We start from the raw sequence: 23,464 nt of genomic DNA, 5'->3' as shown, positions 1-23,464 counted from the left end.
TGCCGGGGGATCCGGGCGGCAGCCGAGGAACGGACTCCCCCCACGCGCTCTTGACAAGCGGGGAGATCCGACGGCAGTCTTCCGTTAAGCAGAAAGCAACTTCCACAATGCGAAATACAGCGGAAGGGAGCGCGGCCCGATGGGATTCGCAGACCAGCGCTTCAACGTCAACCTGTCGATCCTCTTCACGGAACTCCCGCTCCTGGAGCGCCCCGCGGCCGCCGCCGCGGCCGGCTTCACCGCGGTCGAGCTGTGGTGGCCCTGGACCGACACACCCACCCCCGGGCAGTCCGAGCTCGACGCCCTGAAGCGATCGATCGAGGACGCGGGCGTACGGCTCACCGGGCTGAACTTCTACGCCGGGCAGTTGCCGGGCCCGGACCGCGGCGCCCTGTCGGTCCCCGGCACCGAGTCGGAGCGGTTCCGCGCCAACATCGAGGTGGCCGCCGGCCTCGCCGCCTCGCTGGGCTGCACGGCCCTCAACGCGCTGTACGGCAACCGCGTCGAGGGAGTGGACCCGGCCGAGCAGGACGCGCTCGCGCTGGAGAACCTGGTCCTCGCGGCCCGGGCCGCCGACCGGATCGGCGCCGTGCTGCTGATCGAGGCACTGAACAAGCCGGAGTCCCCGCTGTACCCGCTGGTGTCCGCGCCCGCCGCCGTCGAGGTCGTCGACCGGGTCAACGAGGCCACCGGACTGGGCAACGCGCGCTTCCTCATGGACCTCTACCACCTGTCCATGAACGGCGAGGACCTGCCGGCGGTGATCGAGCGGTTCGCCCCGAGGACCGGCCACGTCCAGATCGCCGACAACCCGGGACGCGGCGCGCCGGGCACCGGCTCGCTCCCCCTCGAAGACCTCCTCGACCGGCTGAGGAAGGCGGGTTATGACGGCTGGGTCGGCCTCGAGTACAAGCCGGGTGACCGCCCGAGCGCCGAGGCCTTCGACTGGCTGCCCCGCTGACCCCTCTTCACCGAAAGGCACCCCATCATGAGCTCCACCCTCCCCAAGGTCGCCTGGATCGGCCTCGGCATCATGGGCTCCCCCATGTCCGAGAACCTGATCAAGGCGGGTTACCAGGTCACCGGCTACACGCTGGAGCGGGACAAGCTGGACCGGCTCGCTGCGGCGGGCGGAACGGCCGCATCCTCCGTCGCCGAAGCCGTGCGGGACGCCGACGTCGTCATCACCATGGTCCCCGCCTCGCCGCAGGTCGAGGCCGTCGCCTACGGCCCCGACGGGATCCTGGAGAACGCGCGGTCCGGCGCGCTGCTGATCGACATGTCCTCGATCACGCCGCAGACGTCCGTCGATCTGGCGAAGGCCGCCGCGGACCAGGGCATTCGCGTCCTGGACGCCCCGGTGTCCGGCGGCGAGGCCGGCGCGATCGAGGCCGTGCTGTCCATCATGGTCGGCGGCGAGCAGGCCGACTTCGACGAGGCGAAGCCCGTCTTCGAGGCGCTGGGCAAGACGATCGTGCTGTGCGGCCCGCACGGCTCCGGCCAGACCGTGAAGGCCGCCAACCAGCTGATCGTCGCCGTGAACATCCAGGCGTGCGCGGAGGCCGTGGTCTTCCTGGAGAAGTCCGGCGTGGACCTGAAGGCGGCCCTGGACGTCCTGGGCGGCGGCCTGGCGGGCTCGACCGTGCTGGCCCGCAAGAAGGACAACTTCCTCACCCGGGACTTCAAGCCGGGCTTCCGGATCGACCTGCACCACAAGGACATGGGCATCGTCACGGACGCCGCCCGCAACGTCGGCGCGGCCCTGCCCGTCGGCGCGGTGGTCGCTCAGCTGGTGGCGTCCCTGCGCGCGCAGGGTGACGGCGGCCTGGACCACTCGGCGCTGCTGCGGGCCGTGGAACGGCTCTCCGGCACACGGATCTGACCCCGCCCGGTCGAGGGGGGTCTCCCCGCTCCGGGCGGTGCCGCCGCTGACATCTGTCCTGTCGCGCCCAAAGGGGCGGCACCGCCCGGTCCTGCCATGCCCACCGCTTCAACAAACTGTTGACGCTCCGATCGCCCCGACCCTAGGCTCCACAAAGCGGAAACAGTTTTCCGCTGCCCTCTCGTACGGAAGGTCACGATGTCGCAGCGCGTGCTCACCACCGAGTCCGGCGCCCCCGTCGCCGACAACCAGAACTCCGCCACCGCCGGCGTCGGCGGCCCGCTCCTGCTCCAGGACCAGCATCTGCTGGAGAAGCTCGCGCGCTTCAACCGCGAGCGCATCCCGGAGCGCGTGGTGCACGCCCGCGGCTCGGGCGCGTACGGCCACTTCGAAGTGACCGACGACGTCACGGAGTTCACCCACGCCGACTTCCTCGGCGAGGCCGGCAGGCGCACCGAGGTGTTCGTGCGCTTCTCGACCGTCGCCGACAGCCTCGGCGGCGCGGACGCCGTGCGAGACCCGCGCGGTTTCGCGGTGAAGTTCTATACGGCGGAGGGCAATTACGACCTCGTCGGGAACAACACCCCGGTCTTCTTCATCAAGGACCCGATCAGGTTCCCGGACTTCATCCACTCGCAGAAGCGCGATCCGTTCACGGGCCGTCAGGAGCCGGACAACGTCTGGGACTTCTGGGCCCACTCCCCGGAGGCCACGCATCAGGTGACCTGGCTGATGGGCGACCGCGGCATCCCGGCCTCGTACCGGCACATGAACGGCTACGGTTCGCACACCTACCAGTGGACCAACGCCCGTGGCGAGGCCTTCTTCGTCAAGTACCACTTCAAGACGAACCAGGGCATCCGCTGCCTGAGCAGCGAGCAGGCCGCCGAGCTCGCGGGCAAGGACCCGAACTCGCACCAGACCGACCTGCTCCAGGCAATCGAGCGGGGCGTGCACCCGTCGTGGACGCTGTACGTGCAGATCATGCCGGCGGCCGAGGCGGCGGAGTACCGCTTCAACCCGTTCGACCTGACCAAGGTCTGGCCGCACGGTGACCACCCGCTGCGGCGCGTGGGCCGGCTGGTCCTCGACCGCAACCCGGACAACGTCTTCGCCGAGGTCGAGCAGGCCGCGTTCTCCCCGAACAACTTCGTGCCGGGCATCGGTCCCTCGCCGGACAAGATGCTCCAGGGCCGGCTGTTCGCCTACGCGGACGCCCACCGCTACCGGCTGGGCGTCAACCACACACAACTCGCCGTCAACGCGCCCCGGGCCACGACCGCCGAGAACTACGGCCGGGACGGCCTGATGGCGTCCAACCCGCAGGGCCGCCACGCGAAGAACTACGAGCCGAACTCCTACGACGGCCCGGTCGAGACCGGCCGGCCGCTGTCGGCCCCGCTCGCCGTGCACGGCCACACGGGCACCCACGCGGCGCCCGCGCACACCAAGGACGACGACTTCTTCCAGGCGGGCGAGCTGTACCGGCTGATGTCCGCCGAGGAGAAGTCCCGTCTGGTCGCGAACATCGCCGGGGACCTGTCCCGGGTCTCCCGCGACGACGTGATCGACAAGAACCTCGCGCACTTCCACGCCGCCGACCCGGAGTACGGCAGGCGCGTGGCGGAGGCGGTTCGCGCGCTGCGCGAGGACTGAGACTCCCTGACCGTGTCCGACCGCCCGCTGCGGCCCGGATGAGGGGTGGCCGCCCCGGGCACGGACACGGGCAGGGCACGGACCGCGGCGGTTGCGAGCCAGTGCGGTGGTGAAGGGGTCAGGACCGGCTTCTCGACCTGAGGGAAGTCCGCTCCGGACGCCGTCGCACCCGCCGCGGTCCCAGCACCCACTTCCCCTCCCCCCACACCCCGTCCGGCGGCGCGAACGACCTGTCGCGCCCAGCCTCGCGCCGCCGGACGGCCAGCCGGCCCCCGGGGTGCGGAACCTCCCCCGCGGCGGCAGCCTGAAGGCATGGCACATCCGACCGGGCATCCGAACGTCGTGGTCCACGCTCCCGCCCTGGACGGCTCGCGACGGGTCACGCTGGGCGACGAGCCCCTGGGCGTCGCCACCCACGTCGACGACGTGGCGGAGATCCTGCGGCTGGCCGACCTCTATGTGACCGATGTCGAGGAGAACGACCTCGTCGAGTGGCAGGGCGGCGGCCCGGACGACTGGCCCGGGCTCTCGGAGCACCACGGCAGCTGAGCGCGTACGGCACCGGTCGTACGCGGCGTACGGAACCCTCAAATGAACCTCTGAACCCGGCCCCGGGGGGCTTCAACCGCCCCCGGGGCCGGGCACATTCTCGGCACACGGGCCCGCCGGCACGGGGGGGGCGGGCCCGGTTCGGGGGTGAGGCCATGAGCGACGGTACGGCGGTGCCGCTGGAGCCGCCCGAGATCGCACTGCGCATCGGCCTCGACCAGGCCCCTGGACGCAGGTCCACCACGGCGACCGTGACGGCGGCCAGCTGGCCGTCCCCCAGCCGCCGGGCTGAGGACCCTGGTGAGGGACCCCGGCATCCGGCCGGCCGCCGCGCTGACGCGCATCGCGCTCGCGGAGGCCGGCCTGCCGCGCCGGCCGCTGCTCGGCCCGACGCGCGCCGCCCGCCATGTCCGGGACCTGCGGCAGACCCGGCCCCTGCCCGCGAGCAGGCACGACCGAGTCATGACGACCGGTTGCCGGCCGTGGCCCTGCGCGGCGAGCCGGCCCTGCGCCTGCTGGTGCCCCGCTTCGCCCTGCGGGCGGGCCTGGTCCGCCGCTCCGAGGTGGGCGGCAAGACCCTGCTGAAGCACTCGCCGCGCGGCACGGGCGGCGGTTACGGGGCTACTCCTACCGCGGCGGAGGGCGGGGAGTGATCCGCGCCTCCGGGCATGGGTGAGGGGCGGCCCGTCCTCACGGACGGACCGCCCCTGGCCCGCGGGTTTCAGACCTTCAGCGTCCTGATCGACGTCGGGGCGTGCCCCGGTTCGGTGGCGAGCTCCTCGAACTCCACGACGTTGCCGATGTCGTTGGTCGTGGACATGGAGATGTCGGTGACGCGCTCCAGGATCGCCTCGACGACCACCGGGACCCGGTACTGGGCGGCGAGCTTCTTGGCCTGCTCGAACGCGGCGCCCAGCTCGGCCGGGTCGGTCACCCGGATCGCCTTGCAGCCGAGGCCCTCGGCCACCTTGACGTGGTCGACGCCGTAGACGCCGAGCTCGGGCGAGTTGATGTTCTCGAACTCCAGGTTGACCTGGAAGTCGATGTCGAAGGCCCGCTGCGCCTGCCGGATCAGCCCCAGGTAGGAGTTGTTCACGAGGACGTGGACGTACGGGATCCGGTGCTGCGCGCCGACGGCCAGTTCCTCGATCATGAACTGGAAGTCGTAGTCGCCGGAGAGCGCGACGACGGACGCCTCCGGGTCGGCCTTGGCGACGCCGAGCGCGGCCGGGACGGTCCAGCCGAGCGGCCCGGCCTGGCCGCAGTTGATCCAGTGCCGGGGCCGGTAGACGTGGAGCATCTGGGCCCCGGCGATCTGCGAGAGGCCGATGGTGGAGACGTAGCGGGTCTCCGGTCCGAAGGCCTTGTTCATCTCCTCGTAGACGCGCTGCGGCTTGATCGGGATGTCGTCGAAGTGGGTACGGCGCTGGAGGGTCGCCTTGCGCTCCTGCGCGGACGCGGCCCAGGCGGAGCGGTCGGGCAGCCGGCCGGCCGCCTTCATCTCGCGCGCCACCTCCACGAACAGCTCCAGGGCCGCCTTGGCGTCGGAGGCGATGCCGTAGTCGGGGGGGAAGATCCTGCCGATCTGGGTCGGCTCGACGTCGACGTGGACGAACTTCCGTCCGGCGGTGTAGACGTCCAGCCTGCCGGTGTGGCGGTTGGCCCAGCGGTTGCCGATGCCGAGGACGAAGTCGGATTCCAGGAAGGTCGCGTTGCCGTAGCGGTGCGAGGTCTGCAGGCCGACCATGCCGGCGTTCAGCTCGTGGTCGTCGGGCAGGATGCCCCAGCCCATGAGGGTGGGCACGACGGGCGTGCCGGTCAACTCGGCGAACTCGACGAGCAGTTCGCAGGCGTCGGCGTTGATGACGCCGCCGCCGGCGACGATCAGCGGCCGCTCGGCGGCGTTCAGCATCCCGAGGGCCTTCTCGACCTGGGCGCGGGAGGCGGCGGGCTTGTAGACCGGCAGCGGCTCGTACGTCTCCGGGTCGAACTCGATCTCCGTCAGCTGCACGTCGATCGGCAGGTCGATGAGGACCGGGCCGGGGCGGCCGGAGCGCATCAGGTGGAACGCCTGCTGGAAGACGCCCGGGACCTGCGCGGCCTCCAGGACGGTCACGGCCATCTTGGTGACCGGTTCGGCGATGGAGGCGATGTCGACGGCCTGGAAGTCCTCCTTGTGGATCACGGCGGTCGGGGCCTGGCCCGTGATGCACAGGATCGGGACGGAGTCGCCGGTCGCCGAGTACAGGCCCGTGATCATGTCGGTGCCGGCCGGGCCGGAGGTGCCGATGCAGACGCCGATGTTGCCCGGGTGGGTACGGGTGTAGCCCTCGGCCATGTGGGAGGCGCCCTCGACGTGCCGGGCGAGGGTGTGGGCGATTCCTCCGGAGGCCTTGAGCGCCGCGTAGAAGGGGTTGATCGCCGCGCCCGGGACACCGAACGCGTCGGTGACGCCCTCACGCCTGAGGATCTCGACTGCCGCGCGGGCAGCGGTCATACGAGCCATGGATCTACTCCTGGTTCGGCTGTCGGATACGCACTCCCGTCGCGCCCCGCCGTGAGCACCTTCCGTATTGCGGAAATTAGTTTCTACTATCTGGAAGCAATGTAGGGGGGTGCGGTGAAGCCGTCAAGAGACGTCCGGGGTGATGGGCGGAGCAACGGACAGGCGCGGGCCCGCGGGTGGACGATGGGAGGCATGTCCGAGAGCGTGCCGTTGCGCTGCCCGGTCTGTGGGCGCGCCCATCGTTTCGCCGTGCCGTCCTATCCGTGCGCCTGCGGAGCGCCCGTCGCGCCCCCGCTCGATCCGCGGGCGCTGCCGGCCACCGTCACCCACCGGTCCTGGGACGAGGAGTGGGTGACCGTGCACTGCGCGGCCTGCGACCGTCCCTCCGCGTGGCCGCATCCGGAACTGGGCTGTCCCTGCGGCACGGTGCTGCGCTTCCCGGTGGCGGGCGTGCGCGACGCCCCGCGCGACATCCCGCCGCGGCCGGTGCGCCCCGCCTTCCGGCCGGTGACCATCCGCACCGCGCGTGACGCGGTGACCGCGGCCGCCCTCTATCTGCGCTGGCTCGGCCACCGGGACGTGCGCCGCGCCGACCGGCGTCCGCCCTCGGGGATCGGGCTCGCCGCGCGGGGCGTGCTGGCCCAGGTGGATCCGACCGTGCGCCCGGCGGACGCGCGGGACGTGGAGTGCCTGTGGCTGACCGCGATGACGGAGTCCGCGGCCTGCGTCTACTTCTCCCTCGCCGGGTACGGCGACGAGGCCCGCGCCCGCGCCGACGCGCTGGGCGTGCCGCTGTTCGTGCTCGATCTGACGGGCACTCCCCAGCCGCTGAACGAGCCGGCCGAGGAGTTCGCCGCCTGAGACGCCCGCACGCAGGACGGCGCCGGCCCCCGCGGTGCGGGAACCGGCGCCGGCGTGCGCGGTGTTACGGGTTGACGCAGGTGACCGTGCCGACCGGCAGGTTGTTCCCGGTCGAGGTGGCCGTGAAGCCGAACGTGACGGTGCCGTCCGGCGGGATGGTGCGGTTGTGGTCCGCGTGCTTGACCGTCACCGTGCCGTCGGTGCCCGTGCTCAGGCTGCCGTTCCAGACCTGGCTGATCCGGGTCCCGGCTCCCGGCTGCCAGCGCACGGCCCAGCCGTCACGCGCGGTGGTGTTGTGGTTCATCACCTCGACGGACCCCTGGAAACCGCCGCCCCACTGGTTCGTCACCTTGTACAGGGCCATGCACCCGGTGTGCGGGTCGGTGGGCGTCGGGGTCGGCGTGGGCGTCGGGTCCGGGGTGCCGCCCGAGCCGCGGATGCCGGTCACCTCTCCGTTGCCGCCGTCGAAGACGATGTCGGAGCAGGAGAAGAAGTTCTCCTGGCTGTCCGAGCGCACCCACTGGATGAACATCATCGCGTCGCCCGAGCGGCCCGAGGGCAGCTTCAGGTCCCAGTAGTAGTGGCCGGACTCGCTGCCCACCGAACCGGACTGCGGCGGGTTGGTGACGGTCTGGATCAGCTCCAGGTCGCCCCAGCCCAGCGGCTTGGTGGGCGAGTAGCCGGGCTTGGAGACGTACACCCGGAAGTCGCCCGGGTGCGCCGCCCAGTTGCTGTGCTTGATTCGGATGGTCGCCCCGGAGGTGAGGTGCGTGCGGGGCCAGTCGGCGCGGGCGGCGTTGTAGCCGGTGAAGTTGTACGGGGAGCGGTCGCCGGCGCTGCACAGCTTGCCGTCCGGGACGTAGCCCGGGCCGCGCCCGCCCGCGTTGGAGTCGAGCACGGCGAACCAGTTGTACAGCGCGCTCGCGCCGCTCTCGGCGAGCGCGGCCTTGCACGCGGGGTTCGTCGGGTCGAGGGAGCCGGTGCTGGTCTTGGCGTCCAGCCAGCAGAGGTAGGTCCGCGAGCCGGGCGTCATCGTCACGCCGTGCGCCTGCGCGCTGTTCTGGCCGATCAGGGCCAGACCGAGCCCGCTGAGCAGGGTGACCAGGACCGCCAGTAAGGACAGGGGGCGTCTGGTGCTTCGAGCCATGTTCTCTCCTGTGGGGATGGTGGGTTCGGTTGTCTCCCCGGGGGTTCGGGGCGGGTCAGGCCGGCGGGGTGCCCCAGGCCAGGGCGCCGTTCAGGTAGGCGGGGACCCTCGGGGCGTCGGTGTAGGAGGCGGTGGTGGTCCGGCTGTGGTCGTCGGTCTCGTCGAACGCGGACCAGTCGGACTTGGCCAGGCGCAGCTGGAGGTCGCCGGTGTCCTTGCCTGCGGCCAGGGTGCCGCTGCGGAAGCCGACCTCCAGGTAGGCGTCGGCGCCCGCGACCGGGGTGGTCAGCGGTACCACCCGCAGGGTGAGGTTGGAGCAGCCCACGCCCGCGTGGTCGCAGAACGCGTTCACGGTGGACGAGCCGTCGTCCCGGGTGAAGTAGTAGCGGGCGGTGACCTTGGTCAGGTCCACGGAGGCGCTGCCGGTGTTGGCGATCCGCAGGCCGGGGCGGATGGCGTTGTCCGTGGCCGAGGCGTCGTTGTTCTTGTAAGTGACCTTGAGGCCGCCGACCGGGTCGGGTCCGCCGCCGCCCGCCTCGGTGGTGACGCTCAGCGCGGTCGAGGCCGCGGAGACGTTCCCGGCGGCGTCCCGGGCGCGCACGGTGTAGCTGTACGCCGTGGCGGCGCTCAGTCCGGTGTCGGTGAACGTGGTCCCGGTGACGGGCGAGGCGCTGACCTTGGTGCCGTCGCGGTAGACGTCGTAGCCGGTGACGCCCACGTTGTCGGTGGCCGCCGTCCAGGCCAGGGAGACGCTGGACGCGGTCTTCGCGGTGGCCCGCAGGCCGGCCGGCGCGGTCGGGGCCGTGGTGTCGGACGGGTCCGGGTTGCCGCCGCCGTCGGTGGGCACGGCCGGGTACGCGTTGCGCACCAGCATCGAGAACTGGTTGTGGAACCAGTGGCCGGCGAGCGGCGCGTCCGGCATGGCGCCGGTCGGGTTGCCGCCCGCGTTGGGCGCCGTGTAGTCCGGGTTGCACATCGGGTCCGGGCGCTTGCCCTCGTCGTTCGGGATGTCCTTGCTGGCCCCGTCCGACTCCCCCGGCGGCTTGATCCACAGGAAGGCGTCGAGGTGCGAGTCCGGATACCCGGCGGGCGAGGCCTGCGGCGGCTGTCCGAGGCCCGCGCCGTTGACGTTGCACCACAGGCCGCGGTGGGTCCGCCGGTCCACCTTGGACTGGCTGACGTAGGTGTCGAGGACGGTGCTGGTGGACTCGGCGGTCGGCCGCCCGGCGCCGCCCCAGCCGTTGCGGGAGGTGTCGACGACCATGCCGGTGGAGGCGGGCCAGCCCTGCGCCACCAGCGAGGCGTGCACGGCCTTGGTGAAGTCCGACTCGTCGAAGTTCGGGTTCCACTCGTAGTACTTGCCGGACCGGATCTGGTTGCCGCCGACCGTCTTGTTCGGGTCGGGGAGGAACGGCTCGGCGAGCGGCGTGTAGTTGGAGACGTTGGTGATCAGACCGTCCACGCTGCGCAGGCCGTCCGTGGTGCCCTTGACGACGTCCGTGTAGAGCTGGGTGGTCTGGGAGAGGTTGTTTTCCCAGCCGAGCCAGCCCGAGTGGGCGAAGTCCATGTACGTGTACACGTTCGGGATGGCGTGCAGCTTGTTCAGCGCGTACCGGATGGCGTCGACCTGGATGCCGCTGCTCTTGGCCTGGGCGCACTCGGGGTCGTTGAGGTTGGTGACCAGGTTCGGCAGGCCGTCCGGTTCGATGACCGTGGTGATGCGGATGTCCTGGTACTTGGGATCGGCGAAGACCTCGGCGATCTCGTCGATGTACTCGCTCTTGTAGCGCGCCAACCCGGCGGCGGTGAGCGGCAGTTCGCCGTTGGAGGCGAGGGCGGAGCAGTCGCGGCCCGGCAGGTCGTACACGACGAAGGTGGCGACGAGCGGCTGGCCGGGCTTCTTCTGGGCGAGGGCCAGGTCCAGGTGGTCGGCGAGGCTCTTGCGGCCCGCGTTGACCTCGCCGCCGTGGATGGCGGCGATCCGGTCCAGCCAGACGGCCGTCGGATAGCTCTTGACCTTCTCCATCCTGGCCTTGAGCGTCGCGTCGGTGGTCTGGGCGATGGATCCGTCGACCAGGCGCGCGTAGTCCGGGTTGACGTAGAACGAGGCGCCGGCGAACGGGTTGTCGACGTGCGCCTCCGCGGCGGACGCCTGGGGCGCGGTCAGCTGGGCCGCCGCGCCCAGCAGCAGCGTGCTCACCGCGGTGGCCAGGGCCGCCGTCCGCTTGCGGTGCGGCCTGCGCGGGCGGGTGTCCGCGCGTCTGGTCCGGTCTGTCATGTGCTCTCCTCGGTGCGGGGGTGCGGGTGACGGGTGTGGGGACATCCGCGGGATCAACCGGTGGGGAGAACCGTGGGTCGGGTCAGGCGGGGGTGCAGCGCGGGGCGGGGGTGCCCGCGGTGCCGCTCGCCGTGTAGCCGAACGAGGTGGTGGCGCCGGCGGCGAGGGTGCCGCCCGAGCCGGTGCTGCGGACCGTGATCCGGCCGCTCGCGACCGTGTGGGTGCCGTTCCAGAGGCTGGTGACGGTCGCGCCGCCGAGGTCCCAGTCGACCGTCCAGCCCGTGATCGGGCCGGTGCCGGTGTTCTTGACGGTGACCTCAGCCTGGTGGCCGCCCGGCCAGGAGTTGACCAGCTTGTGGGTGGCGGTGCATGCCTTGGCCGGGGTCGGGTCGGGGTCCGGCTCGGGATCGGGATCCGGGCCGGGGTTCGTGCCGTAGGTCAGGCCGTGCCCGTAGGGGAAGAGCGGGCTCTTGCCGTCGCCGTCGTTGATCGGCTGCTGGGAGGCGCTGCGCATCCAGGTCATGGGCAGCTTGCCGGTGGGCGCGTGGTCGCCGAAGAGCACGTCCGCGACGCCTCCGCCCTCGGTGCCGGGCAGCCAGGCCGCGAGCAGGGCCTTCCAGTCGGGCAACTGGGCGGCGATGTCCAGCGGGCGGCCGGAGACCAGCACGACCACGACGGGCACGCCGCTCGCCTTCAGCCGGGCCAGGGTCTGCAGGTCCTCCTGGTCGAGGCCCATGCCGTCCGGCCGGTCGCCGCGCATCTCGGCGTACGGGGTCTCGCCGACGACGGCCACCGCTGCCGTGTAGCCGCCGTCGATGCCGTTGCCGTAGCGGTCGTAGGTGACCCGGGACGGGTCGGTGACGGCGGCGCGGATGCCCTGGAGGACGGTGGTGCCCTCGGTGACCGGGCCGCTGCGGCCCTGCCAGCCGACGGTCCAGCCGCCGCTCTGGTTGCCGATGTCGTCGGCCGACTTCCCGGCGACGAACAGCCGGCCGGTCTTCGGCAGCGGCAGCACGCCGCCGTCGTTCTTCAGCAGCACCTGCGAGGCGCGCACCGCCTGCCGGGCGAGCGTGCGGTGGGCCGCCGAGCCGACCGTGGGCGTGTACGAGCGGTCGGTGAACGGCCGCTCGAACAGGCCGAGTTGGAACTTCTTGGTCAGGACGCGCCGGTTGGCGTCGTCGATCCGGGCCATGGGGATGCGGCCCGCGTTCACCTCACCGCGCAGCAGGCTGAGGAACTTCTTGTAGTCGTGCGGGACCATCACCATGTCGACGCCCGCGTTGACGGCGGTGGTGATCTCGGCGCCGGTGAAACCGGTCTGCCCGTCCAGCTGGTCGACCGCCGCCCAGTCGGACACGACGAAGCCGGTGAAGCCCAGCTCACCCTTGAGGACATCGGTGACCAGGTACTTGTGGGCGTGCGACCGTACGCCGTTCCAGCTGCTGTAGGAGAGCATCACCGAGCCCGCGCCCCGCTTGACGGCCTCCTTGAACGGCGGCAGGTGGACGGCCCGCAACTCGGCTTCGGAGAGCCGGGTGTCGCCCTGGTCGACGCCGCCGGTGGTGCCGCCGTCGCCGAGGTAGTGCTTGGCGGTGGCGAGCACGGAGGCCGGGTCGCCGCCCAGGGTGCCGCCCTGCAGGCCGGTGATGAACGAGGTCATGGCGGTGGGCAGTTCGGGCGTCTCGCCGAACGACTCGTACGTACGCCCCCAGCGGTCGTTGCGGGCCACGCACAGACACGGGGCGAACGACCAGTCGATGCCGGTGCCGGCGACCTCCTCGGCGACCGCGCGGCCCACGCGCTCCACCAGGGCGGGGTCGCGGGTGGCGCCGAGTCCGATGTTGTGCGGGAAGAGGGTGGCGCCGCGCACCGCGTTGTGGCCGTGCACCGCGTCGATGCCGTAGATCATCGGGATGCCGAGCGGGGTGGTCAGGGCGGTGCGCTGGAGGGTGTCGTAGGTGTCGGCCCAGGTCTGCGCGTTGTTGGGGCTGACCGTGGAGTCGCCGCCGGAGAGCACCGAGCCGATGCGGTAGGTGGCCAGGTCGGAGCGCGGGACCAGGGCGTCCTTCTCGATCTGCGTCATCTGGCCCAGCTTGTCGTCGAGCGTCATCCGGCCCAGCAGGTCCTCGACCCGCTGCGGCACGGGCAGGGCCGGGTCCTGGTACGGCGGCACGGCGGCGGCCCGCACGGTGTCCCGCTCGGGCGGGGCGGCGGCGGTGAGCCCGGTCACGGCGAGGGCGGCGGCGCACAGCGCGGCGACGAACGCCGGGCGTCGGGTGGAGCGTCGGGTGGGAGCTTCGCGGAGGGGCGGGGTCATGGCTGAGCCTTTCCGGATGCGGGCCGGAGGGGCGGGGGTGGTGCGGGCCGCAGGGGCCGGTGCGTGGTGCGGGCCGCAGGGGCGGTGCCCCCGCGGGTCCGACCGACCGCACCCGGTCCGGAGCTCAAGGCGGCCGGCCGTACGCGAGTCCGTGAGACGCGCTGCGCGGGCTCCCGGGACGGTGCCCGCTTCGGCACCCCCGGGGACGGCACGTCACGCGCCGCCCCCGGGAGCCGCGGGTGGAACGCTCCGGGGTCCGCCCTTTCGGCGCAGGGCGGAGCCCGGAGCGGGTCGGTGCGCCGCGGGTCAGGCGACGGAGCAGGGCGTGCCGTTCAGGGTGAAGCCGCCCGGCTCGGCGAAGCCGCCGCTGTACGTGCCCTGGAAGCCGAAGCTCTGCGTGCCGCCGGCCGCGATCCGCGCGTTGTGCGCGGCGGGGCTCGCCGTGACGGCGCCGGAGGTGCCGGACAGGGTCGCGTTCCAGGCGTTGGCCACCCGCTGCCCGGACGGCAGCGTGAAGCCGAGCTTCCAGCCGTCGACCGCCGTCGACCCGGTGTTCTTCACCGTCACGTCGGCGGTGAAGCCGCCCTGCCAGACGTTGGCCTCGTACGCCACCTGGCAGGCGGCCGCCGGGCCGCCGGGCCCGCCCGGGTCCTGGCCCCCGGTGTTGACGGTGGACGAGAAGGAGTTCACGGCGAGCCCGGCGCCGTTCTGCCACGGCTCGAAGCCGGCCTGGACGCTGGTCAGGTACCAGTTGCTCTGCGCCAGCCCCCGGGCCACCGTCTGGTCGACGAAGTCCATGACGTCGAAGCTCCAGCTGGAGATCGCCGAGGGAGCGACGAAGGAGATCACGTCGTTGGACCCGTTGCTGCCGGTCCACACCTCCCAGCTGCGCCCGCCGACGGACGCGGTGCCGACCTGGGAGCCGATCGGCTGGATCGGCCCGACCCGGTTGAACCAGATCATGATCTCGGTGCGGTTGACGCCGTCGGTGCGGGGCGTCGGGTCCAGCCAGATGTCGTACGAGGCGTTGTACACGGCGCCCGAGACGTAGCCGTACGAGATGCTGCTGGGCGCGCTGGAGATCGTGCTGAGCTGTGCCGGCAGGTTGGTGCCCGGCGAACAGTTGGTGTAGTGGCAGCCGTTGAAGACCGACGGGTACGACTTCGGCGCCCCGTTGGTGGGTACCGAGCCGTCGGCCTGGGTGACCCGGAAGCCGGTGTCGGTCGCGGTGACGCACTGCGGGGCACTGGTGCCCCAGCGGTTGTTCTGGACGACGTAGCGGCCCTGGATCACGGTCGAGCCGAACTGCTCGCAGACGACCGTGTCCGCCCGGGCGGGCGCGGTGGCGGCGAGGAGCGCCGCCAGGGTGGCGAGCGTGGTGAGCAACGCACCGAACAGGGCGCGGACGGTGCGGAGGCGGTGCGGTGACGATCGCATGCGGGGGGCCTCTCTCCGTGGGAACCGGATGACGGAGGTGCTGCGGCTTCGGAGTTCGGGAGCGCTCCCACCTCCCCACTGATGGGAGCGCTCCCACCTCACCGGTTTCGGTCGCGACTGTAGGAGCCACTCCATGTCCCTGACAACCCGTTAGACGGGAATCCATCGAATGAATTTCGAAGCCGCAGGTCAGTGGGGTGCGTCGGCCGTCCCGATCAACGGCTGCGCAGTGCGCGGGAGTTGGGAGCGCTCCCGGACGGCTTCACGCCGACTCCCGCACCACCAGCTGCGTCCGCAGGATCACATGGCGCCACGCCACCTCCGGCTGCTCCATCTCCTCCAGCAACAGCCGCACCATCGTCCGGCCGATCTGCTCCAGCGGCTGGCGGACGGTGGTCAGCGGCGGGTCGGTGTGCCGGGCGAGCTCGAAGTCGTCGAAGCCGACGACCGCCACGTCGTCGGGCACCCGGCGCCCCGCCGCGCGCAGCACGGCCAGGGCACCGGCGGCCATGGTGTCGGAGGCGGCGAGCACCGCGTCCACGTCCGGGTGGCGCTCGAGGAGTTCGGCCATCGCCCGGCGTCCGCTCGCCTCGGTGAAGTCGCCCTCGACGGTCCGGGAGGCCGGCGCGGGCAGCCCCGCCCGCTCCAGTGCCTGCCGGTAGCCGCGCAGGCGGCACCGGGCGACGTACATGTCGAGCGGGCCGGTGATCGTCGCGATCGACCGCCGGCCGCCGCGCAGCAGGTGGTCCACCGCCTCGCGGGCGCCGCCCACGTTGTCCGCGTCGACATAAGTGATCTGCTCGTCGCCGGAGCGGCGGCCCAGCAGGACGGTGGGCAGGCCCGCGTCGGCGAGCATGTCGGGCAGCCGGTCCTCGGCGCGCACCGACATCAGCAGCACCCCGTCGACCCGGCCGCCGCGCGCGTACTCGACGAACCGCTGCCGCTCCGCGTCCGTGCGGACCAGCGTGAGCAGCAGCTGCACCGGGGTCTCGGCGATCGCGTCGCCGACGGCGGTGACCGTCTCCGAGAAGAACGGCTCACCGAACAGCCGCCAGTCGCGCTCCGTCATCACGAGCGCCACGGCGTCGGCCCGCCGCCCGGCCAGCGAGCGCGCGGCCAGGTTGGGCACGTAGCCGAGTTCGGCGATGGCCCGCTGCACGGCGATGCGAGTGGACTCCCTGACGCCCGCCTCGTTGTTGATGACGCGGGAGACCGTGCCCCGCCCGACGCCGGCGAGCGCGGCCACCTGCTCCAGCGTGGGCGTCGTACCGGGCCGCCGCTTGACCATGTGTCACCCCCCAAGGGCGCCGATCTTACGGGCCGGGGCTCCCGTGCCACCGAACGCCCCCGCGGTCGTCAGACGGTGTAGCGCTCGCGCAGTTCCACCTTCCGCACCTTTCCGGACACCGTCATGGGGAAGGAGTCGAGGACCTGCAGCCGGCTGGGGACCTTGTAGTGCGCGAGGCGCCCCGCGCAGAAGGCACGCAGTTCCTCCAGGGTCGGCGGGTCCTCCGGGTCGCGGGCGATGACGCAGGCCAGCACCTCCTCGCCCCAGTGCTCGTGCGGGACGCCCACGACCTGGACGTCCCGGATCTTGGGGTGCGCGTAGAGGAACTCCTCGATCTCGCGGGGGTAGATGTTCTCCCCGCCCCGGATGATCATGTCCTTGATGCGCCCGGCGATCTCGACGTAGCCGTCCTCGCGCATGACGGCGAGGTCGCCGGTGTGCATCCAGCGGCCGGCGTCGATCGCCTCGGCGGTCTTCTCCGGCTCGTCCCAGTAGCCGAGCATCACGCTGTAGCCGCGGGTGCACAACTCGCCCGCCTCTCCGCGGGGTTGTGTCACTCCGGTCGCCGGGTCGACGACCTTGACCTCCAGGTGCGGCAGGACCCGGCCGACGGTGCCCGTGCGGTGCTCCAGGTCGTCGTCCCGCCGGGTCTGCAGGGAGACCGGGGACGTCTCGGTCATGCCGTAGCAGATGGCGACCTCCGCCATGTGCATCTCGGCCACGACCCGCTTCATCACCTCCACCGGGCAGGGCGAGCCCGCCATGATGCCGGTGCGCAGGGAGGACAGGTCCCAGGAGGCGAAGCCGGGGAGGTTCAGCTCCGCGATGAACATGGTCGGGACGCCGTAGAGCGAGGTGCAGCGCTCCTGCTGGACCGCGTTCAGGGTCGCCTCGGGATCGAAGGACGGGGCCGGGACGACGATGCAGGCGCCGTGCGAGGTGGCGGCGAGGTTGCCCATGACCATGCCGAAGCAGTGGTAGAAGGGCACCGGCACGCAGATCCGGTCCTGCTCGGAGTAGGCGAGCAACTCCCCCACGAAGTAACCGTTGTTGAGGATGTTGTGGTGGGAGAGGGTGGCACCCTTGGGGAAGCCCGTGGTGCCCGAGGTGTACTGGATGTTGATGGGGTCGTCGCAGGACAGCTCCGGGAACGCCGGGTCGGGGGTCGCCCGGGCCAGCAGGCTCTCCCAGCCCGGGTCGCCGAAGTACACGACCTCGCGCAGCCCGGGGCAGCGGCCCCGCACCTGGTCGACCATCGCCCGGTAGTCGCTCGTCTTGTGGCTGAGCGAGGCGAACAGCACGGACACCCCGGCCTGCTTCAGGACGTACTCGACCTCGTGGGTGCGGTAGGCCGGGTTGATGTTCACCATGATCGCGCCGATGCGGGCGGTGGCGTACTGGACGAGCACCCACTCGGGGCAGTTGACCGCCCAGATGCCCACCCGGTCGCCCTTGGCGACACCGGAGGCCAGCAGGGCCGACGCCAGGCGGTCGACGTCCGCGCCGAAGCGCGCGTAGGTCCAGCGCCGGCCGGACACCACGTCCACCAGGGCCTCGCGGTCCGGCCAGGCGGCCACGGCCCGGTCCAGGTTCGCCCCGATCGTGTCGCCGAGCAGCGGCGTCGTGCCGGTGCCGTGGCTGTAGGAGTTCACCGGAAGTCCTCCTCGCGGTACTCGGCGTCCGAGCCGGCCGCCGTGGCCTCGCGCAGTGCGATCCGGCGGATCTTGCCGGAGACGGTCTTGGGCAGGTCGGCGAACTCCAGGCGGCGGATGCGCTTGTAGGGGGCGAGGGCTTCGCGGGAGTGCTCGAACAGGACCTTCGCCGTGTCCGGCCCGGGCTCCCAGCCGTCCGCCAGGACGACGTACGCCTTCGGCACCGACAGCCGCACCTCGTCCGGGGCGGGCACCACCGCCGCCTCGGCCACCGCCTCGTGCTCCAGCAGCGCGCTCTCCAGCTCGAAGGGGCTGATCTTGTAGTCGGAGGCCTTGAAGACGTCGTCGCTGCGGCCGATGTAGGTCAGGTAGCCCTCAGCGTCGCGGGAGGCGATGTCGCCCGTGCGGTAGTAGCCCCCGGCCATCGCCTCCGCCGTGCGGTCGGCGTCGCCGTGGTAGCCGGTCATCAGGCCGACCGGGCGGTCCGACAGGTCGAGCGCGATCTCGCCCTCGGTGGCGCCGGGCGCGCCCGAGACGGGGTCGAGCAGCTCGACCCGGTAGCCGGGGCTGGGCCGGCCCATCGAGCCGGTCTTCAGCGGCTGGCCGGGGCTGTTGGCGACCTGGACGGCCGTCTCGGTCTGGCCGAAGCCGTCCCGGATGGTGACGCCCCAGGCGCGGCGGACCTGCTCGATGACCTCCGGGTTGAGCGGCTCCCCGGCGGCGACGACCTCGCGGGGCGGGGTGCGCAGCTGGGTCAGGTCGGCCTGGATGAGCATGCGCCACACGGTCGGCGGGGCGCAGAAGGTGGTGACGCCGGCCCGGTCCATCTCGGCCATGAGCCGGGCGGCGTCGAAGCGCGTGTAGTTGTGCAGGAAGACGGTCGCCTCGGCGTTCCAGGGGGCGAAGAGGTTGGACCAGGCGTGCTTGGCCCAGCCCGGGGAGGAGATGTTCAGGTGTACGTCGCCCGGCTTCAGGCCGATCCAGTACATGGTCGCCAGATGGCCGATCGGGTACGAGGTGTGGGTGTGCTCGACCAGTTTGGGCCGGGCGGTGGTGCCCGAGGTGAAGTAGAGCATCAGCGGGTCGTCGGACCGGGTCGGGCCGTCGGGCGTGAAGTCGGCGGAGGCGCCGTAGGCGTCGTCCAGCGGCAGCCAGCCGGCCGGCACGGCGCCGACCGTGCCGGCGGCGACGCGGGTGTAGTCGCCGGGGACCTCGGCGAACTTCCCGGCGTCCTCGGGACGGGCGATGACGTGCCGGACCCGGCCGCGCTCCACCCGGTCGCGCAGGTCGGCGGGGCCGAGCAGCGGGGTGGCCGGGATGACCACCGCGCGCAGCTTCATCGCCGCGAGGGCGGTGATCCACAGTTCGGCCTGGTTGCCGAGCATGACGAGGATCCGGTCCTCCGCGCGCACGCCCCGGGCGCGCAGCCAGGTGGCGAACTGCGCCGACCGCACGGACATCTCACCGAAGGACAGCTGCGTCTCGCGGCCGTCCTCCTCGACGATGTGCAGGGCCGTGCGGGCGTTGCCGTCGGCGATCTCGTCGAACCAGTCGAGGGCCCAGTTGAAGTACTCGGGACGGGGCCAGCGGAAACCCCCGTAGGCGGTGGCGTAGTCCTCGCGGTGTTCCAGCAGGAAGTCCCGCGCGCTGCGGAACAGCTCCGTCGCCGATGTCATGCGTCCTCCTCGGTGCCGGACCATTGCCGGGCGGCTCTGAGCCATCGTGTAATCCGTGATGCGGGTCTCACCACCCCCGAACGGGGGGTGCGCCCGCACAGGCGCCGGAGTGAAGGGGCGAACAGGTGACGGCAGAGGCGTCCGACGCGGTCGAGGTACGCAACGCGCTGCTGCGTCTGCGCCGCGCCACCGGTCTCCCGGTGGCCTTCGGCGGCCTGCTGGAGGCCGGGCGGCAGATGCGCATCAGCGAACTGAGCGGCACCGCGACGCACGCGCTGCGGTCGCTGGTGGTGACGTCCGGGACCGGCCTGGGCGGCAAGACGGTGGCGCTGTCGCGGCCGTGCGTGGTGACCGACTACTCCGCCTCGCGGCAGATCAGCCACGAGTACGACGCCCCGGTGGCCGTGGAGGGGCTGCGCTCGGTGCTGGCGGTGCCGGTGGTGGTGCGGCACCGGGTGCGCGGGGTGCTCTACGGGGCGCTGCGCACGGCTCAGCCGCTGGGCGGGCGGATGCTGGACGCGGCCGTGGAGGCGGCGCGGGACGTGGAGCGGGCGCTGGTCCTGCGGGACGAGGCGCGCACGCTCGCCGGGGGCGGTGGGCCGGGCGCCGGCTGGGAGCAGGTGAGGGAGGCACACGCGGCGCTGCGGGCGCTGGCCCCGCGGATCGCGGACCCCGGGCTGCGGGCCGAGCTGCTCGGCGCGTGCGCGCTGCTCGCGGCCGGCCCGGGTGCGGCCGGTCCCGGTGCGTCCGGCGGCCCCTCGCCCCGGGTCCGGCTCGCGCCCCGGGAGGTGGACGTGCTGGCGTGTGTCGCCGACGGGGCCACGAACGCGGTCGCCGCTCAGCGCCTGGGGGTGACGGCCGAAACCGTCAAGGGGTATCTCAGATCGGCCATGCGCAAGCTGCGGGCCCGGACCCGGGGCGAGGCCGTGGTCGCCGCACGCCGGGCCGGGTGGTTGCCTTAAGGTTTCTGGTGTTTTCCACTGGTCTGACCTGTTCGACAGGGCGCTGACGTGCCACCGGGAGGGGGTGTTCCGGCGGATTCGGGAGGCCGGTGAATTCGTCCGCCCGACACGGGCTGTTATTTCCCTCACCACAGCGTCCGTCCGAAATTCAAAGAGCTGTTGCCTAATATTGGCCAGGACACGACACAGGGAGGACAGAGGTGACCGTTCGACGGGACTTCCAGGAGCCTCCCAGAAACCGCCCCGACCTGGTCATCGGCCGGGAGGAGCTGTTCGCCTCGGCCCGTGACCAGCTCGGCCGGGGCGGCAGTGTGCTGCTCCACGGCCCGGCCGGAATTGGAAAGTCGACGATCCTGCGGGCACTGGCCGCGGATTACGGCGGCCCGGACCGCACCGTCCTGCGCTGCTCGGCCACGGAGTCCGAATCCCATCTGCCCTTCCTGGCCCTGGCCGATCTGTTCGGCCTGGTCCTCGACGAGGTCTCCGGCCACCTGCCCGCCGCGCAGCGCACGGCCCTGGAGTCGGCGCTCACCGGCCGTGGCGAGTCCACCCTGCAGCGCGACGGGCTCGCGCTGCGCCTGGCCGTGCTGTCGGCGCTGCGGGCCCTGGCCGTGAAGGGCCCGGTGCTGGTCGTCGCAGACGACCTGCAGTGGCTGGACGCGGCCAGCGCCGAACTGCTCGGTTTCGCCGCCCGCCGGCTCGGCGACACGCCCGTGCAGATGCTGTCCGCGGTGCGGACCGAGGGCGAGGAGTACGACCGCCATCTACGCGCGTCCCCGCCCGACACCCTCGCCGTGCGGCTGGGCCCGCTCACCCGTACGCAGGTCTCCGCGCTGCTGGACCACCGCGGCTACACCCCCCTGTCCCGCTCCACGATCCGCGACATCCACCGCACCAGCGGCGGCAACCCCCTCTTCGCGCTGGAACTGGGCCGTGCCCTGGCCGAGAGCCCGGCCCGGCCCCGGCCGGGCGAGCCGCTGCCGGTGCCCACCTCGCTGCGGGCGCTGGTGCTGAGCCGGCTGGAGATGCTGTCGGAGGAGGCCCGCCGCACCCTCCTGGTGGCCAGCGCCGGTGCCCGGCCCACCCTGGCGCTGCTGCACGCGGCCGGGCGGGAGCACGCCGAGGCCGAGACCGCCCAGGCGGCGGCGCTGGGACTGCTGGCCACCGACCCGGAGGCCCCGGCCCTGCGGTTCGCGCACCCGCTGATCTCGGCGGCGCTGTACGCGGAGGCCCCCGCGCAGGAGCGCAGGGCCGCGCACGCGGCGCTGTCCACGGCGGCCTCCGACCCGATCGAGCGGGCCCGGCACCTGGCCCTGGCCACCACCGGCACCGACCCGGAGGTGGCGGCCCGGCTCGCCGAGGCCGGTGCGCTGGCCCGGGACCGCGGCGCCCCGTCGGTGGCCGCCTCGCTCGGGCTGCTGGCGGCCCGGCACACCCCGGCGGACAGCGTCCCCGGCCCTGACGAGCGGCGGCTGCAGGCCGCCGAGGACGCGATCACCGCCGGGGAGGCCGATCTCGCCCGGGACATCGCCCGGGACGTGCTGACCCGGGCCACCGTGCCGGCGGAGCGGGTGCGGGCCTGGATGGTGGTCATCGAGGCGGCCGGGCAGGCGCTCGGCGAGGTCGACGCCGTCTTCCCGCAGGTGCTGGCCGACGCCGGCGACGACCCGCGGCTGCTCGCCCTGGTCCGCTACCAGCTCGCCTGGCGCGCCCTGGTCGTGGAGGGCGACTTCGCCGAGGCCCGGCAGGAGGCCGCGCACGCGGCGGAGCTGGCCGCCCGCGGCGAGGACCGGCGCACGGAGCTGATGGCGCTGTCCTTCCAGGCCTCCACGGAGACCCTGATGGGCCACCCGGACGCCCCCGCGACGGTCAAGCGGGCCCTGAAGGAGCCCCAGGACCCGTACGTGGCCTGCCATCACAACGGCGCCGGCTCGGCCCGCTTCCGCTGGCTGATCATGAGTGACCAGCTGCCCGAGGCGCGCGCGACCATCACGGCGCTGCTGCGCGAGGTGCGGCGCCGCGGCATGGTCGAGAGCGAGGTGCACTTCCTGCGCTTCCTCGCCGACACCGAGCTGCGCTCCGGGCACTGCGGCCGGGCCCTGGACCTCGCCCGCGAGAGCCTGCGCCTGGCCCGGGACTCCGGGATCGGCGAGGGTGCCTCCGCCATGCTGACCTCGCTCGCGGAGGCCTCCGCCGGGGACGTCGACCGAGCCCTCGCGCTCGCCCGCGAGGCGGCCGACCACGCCGAGGTCGACGGCGACCAGATGTACCTCTCCAGGGCCCTGGCGGCCCTGGGCTACGCCCAGTTGGTGGCCGGTGACCCGGCGGGCACGGTCCGTTCGCTGCGCCGCGTGCGGGAGCTGGAGCAGGGCCTCGGCATCAACGACCCGGCGCGCGGCCGCTGGCACGGCGACCTCGCCGAGGCCCTGGTCCGCATCGGCGAACCGGGCGAGGCGCAGGACGTCATCGACACGGCCCGGGTGCACGCGCTGCGGCTGGGCCGGGAGAGCGTGCTGGCCGTGCTGGACCGGGCCGAGGCGCTGGTGCGGGCGGCGCGCGGCGAGCACGAGGCCGCCGTGGTCCGGCTGACGTCGGTGCAGGACCGGCTCGGGCGGCTCGGCTACGGCCTGGAGGAGGCCCGCGCCGCGTTCGTGCTGGCCCGGCTGCGCGACCGGGCCGCCCCCCAACCGCGCCCGGGCGGCACCGCCCCGCCCGGGCCGGCGTCGTACGACGAGGCCGCCCGGCTGTTCCGGCGCTGCCGGGCGATGCCGTGGCTGCGGCAGGTCGACGCGGCCGTCACCGCCGGGACCGCGGCGGCGGTGGAACCGGCCTCCGTCACGCCGCCCGTGGCGCTCGACGCGCTGGAGGGGCTCGCCTCGATGGAGCGTCAGGTCGCCTCGCTCGTGATGGAGGGCGCCACCAACCGGGAGATCGCCGGCCGCCTGTTCATCAGCGTCAAGACCGTCGAGGCGACCCTGACCCGGGTCTACCGCAAGCTGGGCATCCGCTCGCGGGTGGACATCGTCCGGCTGGCCGCGGGCCGCCGCAGCACCTGACCCGACCTGGGTTTACGGCGCCGCACCGAGGGTTTTCCCTGCCCAACTCCCCTAGGGGGTTCCCTCATTGGGGGCCCTCGGCGCCGAGCCCTAGCTTGGGGGCGTGCCGCTCGCCGGGCACACGGAGATCCGAACAACGGCGTCAGGGTCCCCGTGCTCCACCCCACCCGCGCGACCCCCCACCGGCAACTCCCCAA

The 23,464-nt window shown here is 72.7% G+C and carries 16 protein-coding genes; 8 read left to right on the top strand and 8 right to left on the bottom strand.

Features of this window, described 5'->3' with window-relative positions; all coding sequences use genetic code 11:
• The first annotated feature begins 139 nt into the window (after positions 1–139).
• From ABTZ58_RS01965 to ABTZ58_RS01945, 5 genes are all read left to right on the top strand, one after another.
• Complete coding sequence (locus ABTZ58_RS01965) at positions 140–961, top strand: TIM barrel protein (RefSeq protein ID WP_351349385.1); 822 nt, start codon at positions 140–142, stop codon at positions 959–961.
• 27 nt (positions 962–988) lie between these two features.
• Positions 989–1,882, top strand: a complete 894-nt coding sequence (locus ABTZ58_RS01960) for a 2-hydroxy-3-oxopropionate reductase (RefSeq protein ID WP_351349382.1) — start codon at positions 989–991, stop codon at positions 1,880–1,882.
• Between the two features lie 198 nt (positions 1,883–2,080).
• Positions 2,081–3,538 (top strand): catalase, encoded by a 1,458-nt coding sequence (locus ABTZ58_RS01955; protein WP_351349379.1) that lies wholly within the window; start codon positions 2,081–2,083, stop codon positions 3,536–3,538.
• A gap of 312 nt (positions 3,539–3,850) precedes the next feature.
• Positions 3,851–4,087 (top strand): hypothetical protein, encoded by a 237-nt coding sequence (locus ABTZ58_RS01950; protein ID WP_351349376.1) that lies wholly within the window; start codon positions 3,851–3,853, stop codon positions 4,085–4,087.
• 473 nt (positions 4,088–4,560) lie between these two features.
• Complete coding sequence (locus tag ABTZ58_RS01945) at positions 4,561–4,740, top strand: hypothetical protein (RefSeq protein ID WP_351349372.1); 180 nt, start codon at positions 4,561–4,563, stop codon at positions 4,738–4,740.
• A 68-nt stretch (positions 4,741–4,808) separates the two neighbouring features.
• Here the strand turns inward: ABTZ58_RS01945 and gcl are convergent, their stop codons facing one another.
• Positions 4,809–6,593 (bottom strand): glyoxylate carboligase, encoded by a 1,785-nt coding sequence (gcl, locus tag ABTZ58_RS01940; protein ID WP_351349369.1) that lies wholly within the window; start codon positions 6,591–6,593, stop codon positions 4,809–4,811.
• 183 nt (positions 6,594–6,776) lie between these two features.
• On the opposite strand from gcl, the gene ABTZ58_RS01935 reads away from it, so the two are divergent.
• Complete coding sequence (locus ABTZ58_RS01935) at positions 6,777–7,454, top strand: hypothetical protein (protein WP_351349366.1); 678 nt, start codon at positions 6,777–6,779, stop codon at positions 7,452–7,454.
• A gap of 64 nt (positions 7,455–7,518) precedes the next feature.
• On the opposite strand, the gene ABTZ58_RS01930 is transcribed toward ABTZ58_RS01935, so the two are convergent.
• The 7 genes from ABTZ58_RS01930 to ABTZ58_RS01900 form a co-directional block, all read right to left on the bottom strand.
• Entirely contained in the window at positions 7,519–8,601 is a 1,083-nt protein-coding gene (locus tag ABTZ58_RS01930) for a lytic polysaccharide monooxygenase (protein WP_351349363.1), read from the bottom strand.
• A gap of 55 nt (positions 8,602–8,656) precedes the next feature.
• The gene (locus tag ABTZ58_RS01925; RefSeq protein WP_351349360.1) at positions 8,657–10,879 is read right to left on the bottom strand and encodes a glycoside hydrolase family 6 protein; all 2,223 of its coding nucleotides are present in this window, start codon (positions 10,877–10,879) and stop codon (positions 8,657–8,659) included.
• A gap of 82 nt (positions 10,880–10,961) precedes the next feature.
• A complete protein-coding gene (locus tag ABTZ58_RS01920; protein ID WP_351349357.1) occupies positions 10,962–13,196 on the bottom strand; it encodes a glycoside hydrolase family 3 N-terminal domain-containing protein in 2,235 nt (744 codons plus the stop codon).
• Positions 13,197–13,502: 306 nt separating this feature from the next.
• Positions 13,503–14,633 (bottom strand): glycoside hydrolase family 12 protein, encoded by a 1,131-nt coding sequence (locus tag ABTZ58_RS01915; protein WP_351349354.1) that lies wholly within the window; start codon positions 14,631–14,633, stop codon positions 13,503–13,505.
• 262 nt (positions 14,634–14,895) lie between these two features.
• Positions 14,896–15,921: a LacI family DNA-binding transcriptional regulator gene (locus ABTZ58_RS01910; protein WP_351349352.1), complete on the bottom strand. Its 1,026-nt coding sequence runs from the start codon at positions 15,919–15,921 to the stop codon at positions 14,896–14,898.
• Between the two features lie 68 nt (positions 15,922–15,989).
• A complete protein-coding gene (locus tag ABTZ58_RS01905) occupies positions 15,990–17,573 on the bottom strand; it encodes an AMP-binding protein (RefSeq protein WP_351349350.1) in 1,584 nt (527 codons plus the stop codon).
• Positions 17,570–19,249 (bottom strand): AMP-binding protein, encoded by a 1,680-nt coding sequence (locus ABTZ58_RS01900; protein ID WP_351349347.1) that lies wholly within the window; start codon positions 19,247–19,249, stop codon positions 17,570–17,572. The genes ABTZ58_RS01905 and ABTZ58_RS01900 overlap by 4 nt, the downstream gene beginning before the upstream one ends.
• A gap of 125 nt (positions 19,250–19,374) precedes the next feature.
• Between ABTZ58_RS01900 and ABTZ58_RS01895 the strand changes: the two genes are divergently transcribed.
• Positions 19,375–20,211 (top strand): helix-turn-helix transcriptional regulator, encoded by an 837-nt coding sequence (locus tag ABTZ58_RS01895; protein ID WP_351349344.1) that lies wholly within the window; start codon positions 19,375–19,377, stop codon positions 20,209–20,211.
• Between the two features lie 200 nt (positions 20,212–20,411).
• A complete protein-coding gene (locus ABTZ58_RS01890; protein ID WP_351349341.1) occupies positions 20,412–23,267 on the top strand; it encodes a helix-turn-helix transcriptional regulator in 2,856 nt (951 codons plus the stop codon).
• Positions 23,268–23,464: the final 197 nt, after the last annotated feature.

Origin of the sequence: Streptomyces sp. NPDC094143, from assembly GCF_040303825.1 — a bacterium.
Lineage (GTDB): Bacteria > Actinomycetota > Actinomycetes > Streptomycetales > Streptomycetaceae > Streptomyces.
The sequence above is the reverse complement of the archived record's forward strand: the minus strand, read 5'-3'. Positions and strand labels throughout refer to the sequence as shown.

Bases quoted from the DNA above. Each gene is read 5' to 3' on its own strand.
- ABTZ58_RS01950 (WP_351349376.1), top strand. From the start codon at position 3,851: ATGGCACATCCGACCGGGCATCCGAACGTCGTGGTCCACGCTCCCGCC.
- ABTZ58_RS01935 (WP_351349366.1), top strand. From the start codon at position 6,777: ATGGGAGGCATGTCCGAGAGCGTGCCGTTGCGCTGCCCGGTCTGTGGG.
- ABTZ58_RS01920 (WP_351349357.1), bottom strand. From the start codon at position 13,196: ATGACCCCGCCCCTCCGCGAAGCTCCCACCCGACGCTCCACCCGACGC.
- ABTZ58_RS01965 (WP_351349385.1), top strand. From the start codon at position 140: ATGGGATTCGCAGACCAGCGCTTCAACGTCAACCTGTCGATCCTCTTC.
- ABTZ58_RS01910 (WP_351349352.1), bottom strand. From the start codon at position 15,921: ATGGTCAAGCGGCGGCCCGGTACGACGCCCACGCTGGAGCAGGTGGCC.
- ABTZ58_RS01960 (WP_351349382.1), top strand. From the start codon at position 989: ATGAGCTCCACCCTCCCCAAGGTCGCCTGGATCGGCCTCGGCATCATG.
- ABTZ58_RS01915 (WP_351349354.1), bottom strand. From the start codon at position 14,633: ATGCGATCGTCACCGCACCGCCTCCGCACCGTCCGCGCCCTGTTCGGT.
- ABTZ58_RS01925 (WP_351349360.1), bottom strand. From the start codon at position 10,879: ATGACAGACCGGACCAGACGCGCGGACACCCGCCCGCGCAGGCCGCAC.
- ABTZ58_RS01930 (WP_351349363.1), bottom strand. From the start codon at position 8,601: ATGGCTCGAAGCACCAGACGCCCCCTGTCCTTACTGGCGGTCCTGGTC.
- ABTZ58_RS01955 (WP_351349379.1), top strand. From the start codon at position 2,081: ATGTCGCAGCGCGTGCTCACCACCGAGTCCGGCGCCCCCGTCGCCGAC.
- ABTZ58_RS01900 (WP_351349347.1), bottom strand. From the start codon at position 19,249: ATGACATCGGCGACGGAGCTGTTCCGCAGCGCGCGGGACTTCCTGCTG.
- gcl (WP_351349369.1), bottom strand. From the start codon at position 6,593: ATGGCTCGTATGACCGCTGCCCGCGCGGCAGTCGAGATCCTCAGGCGT.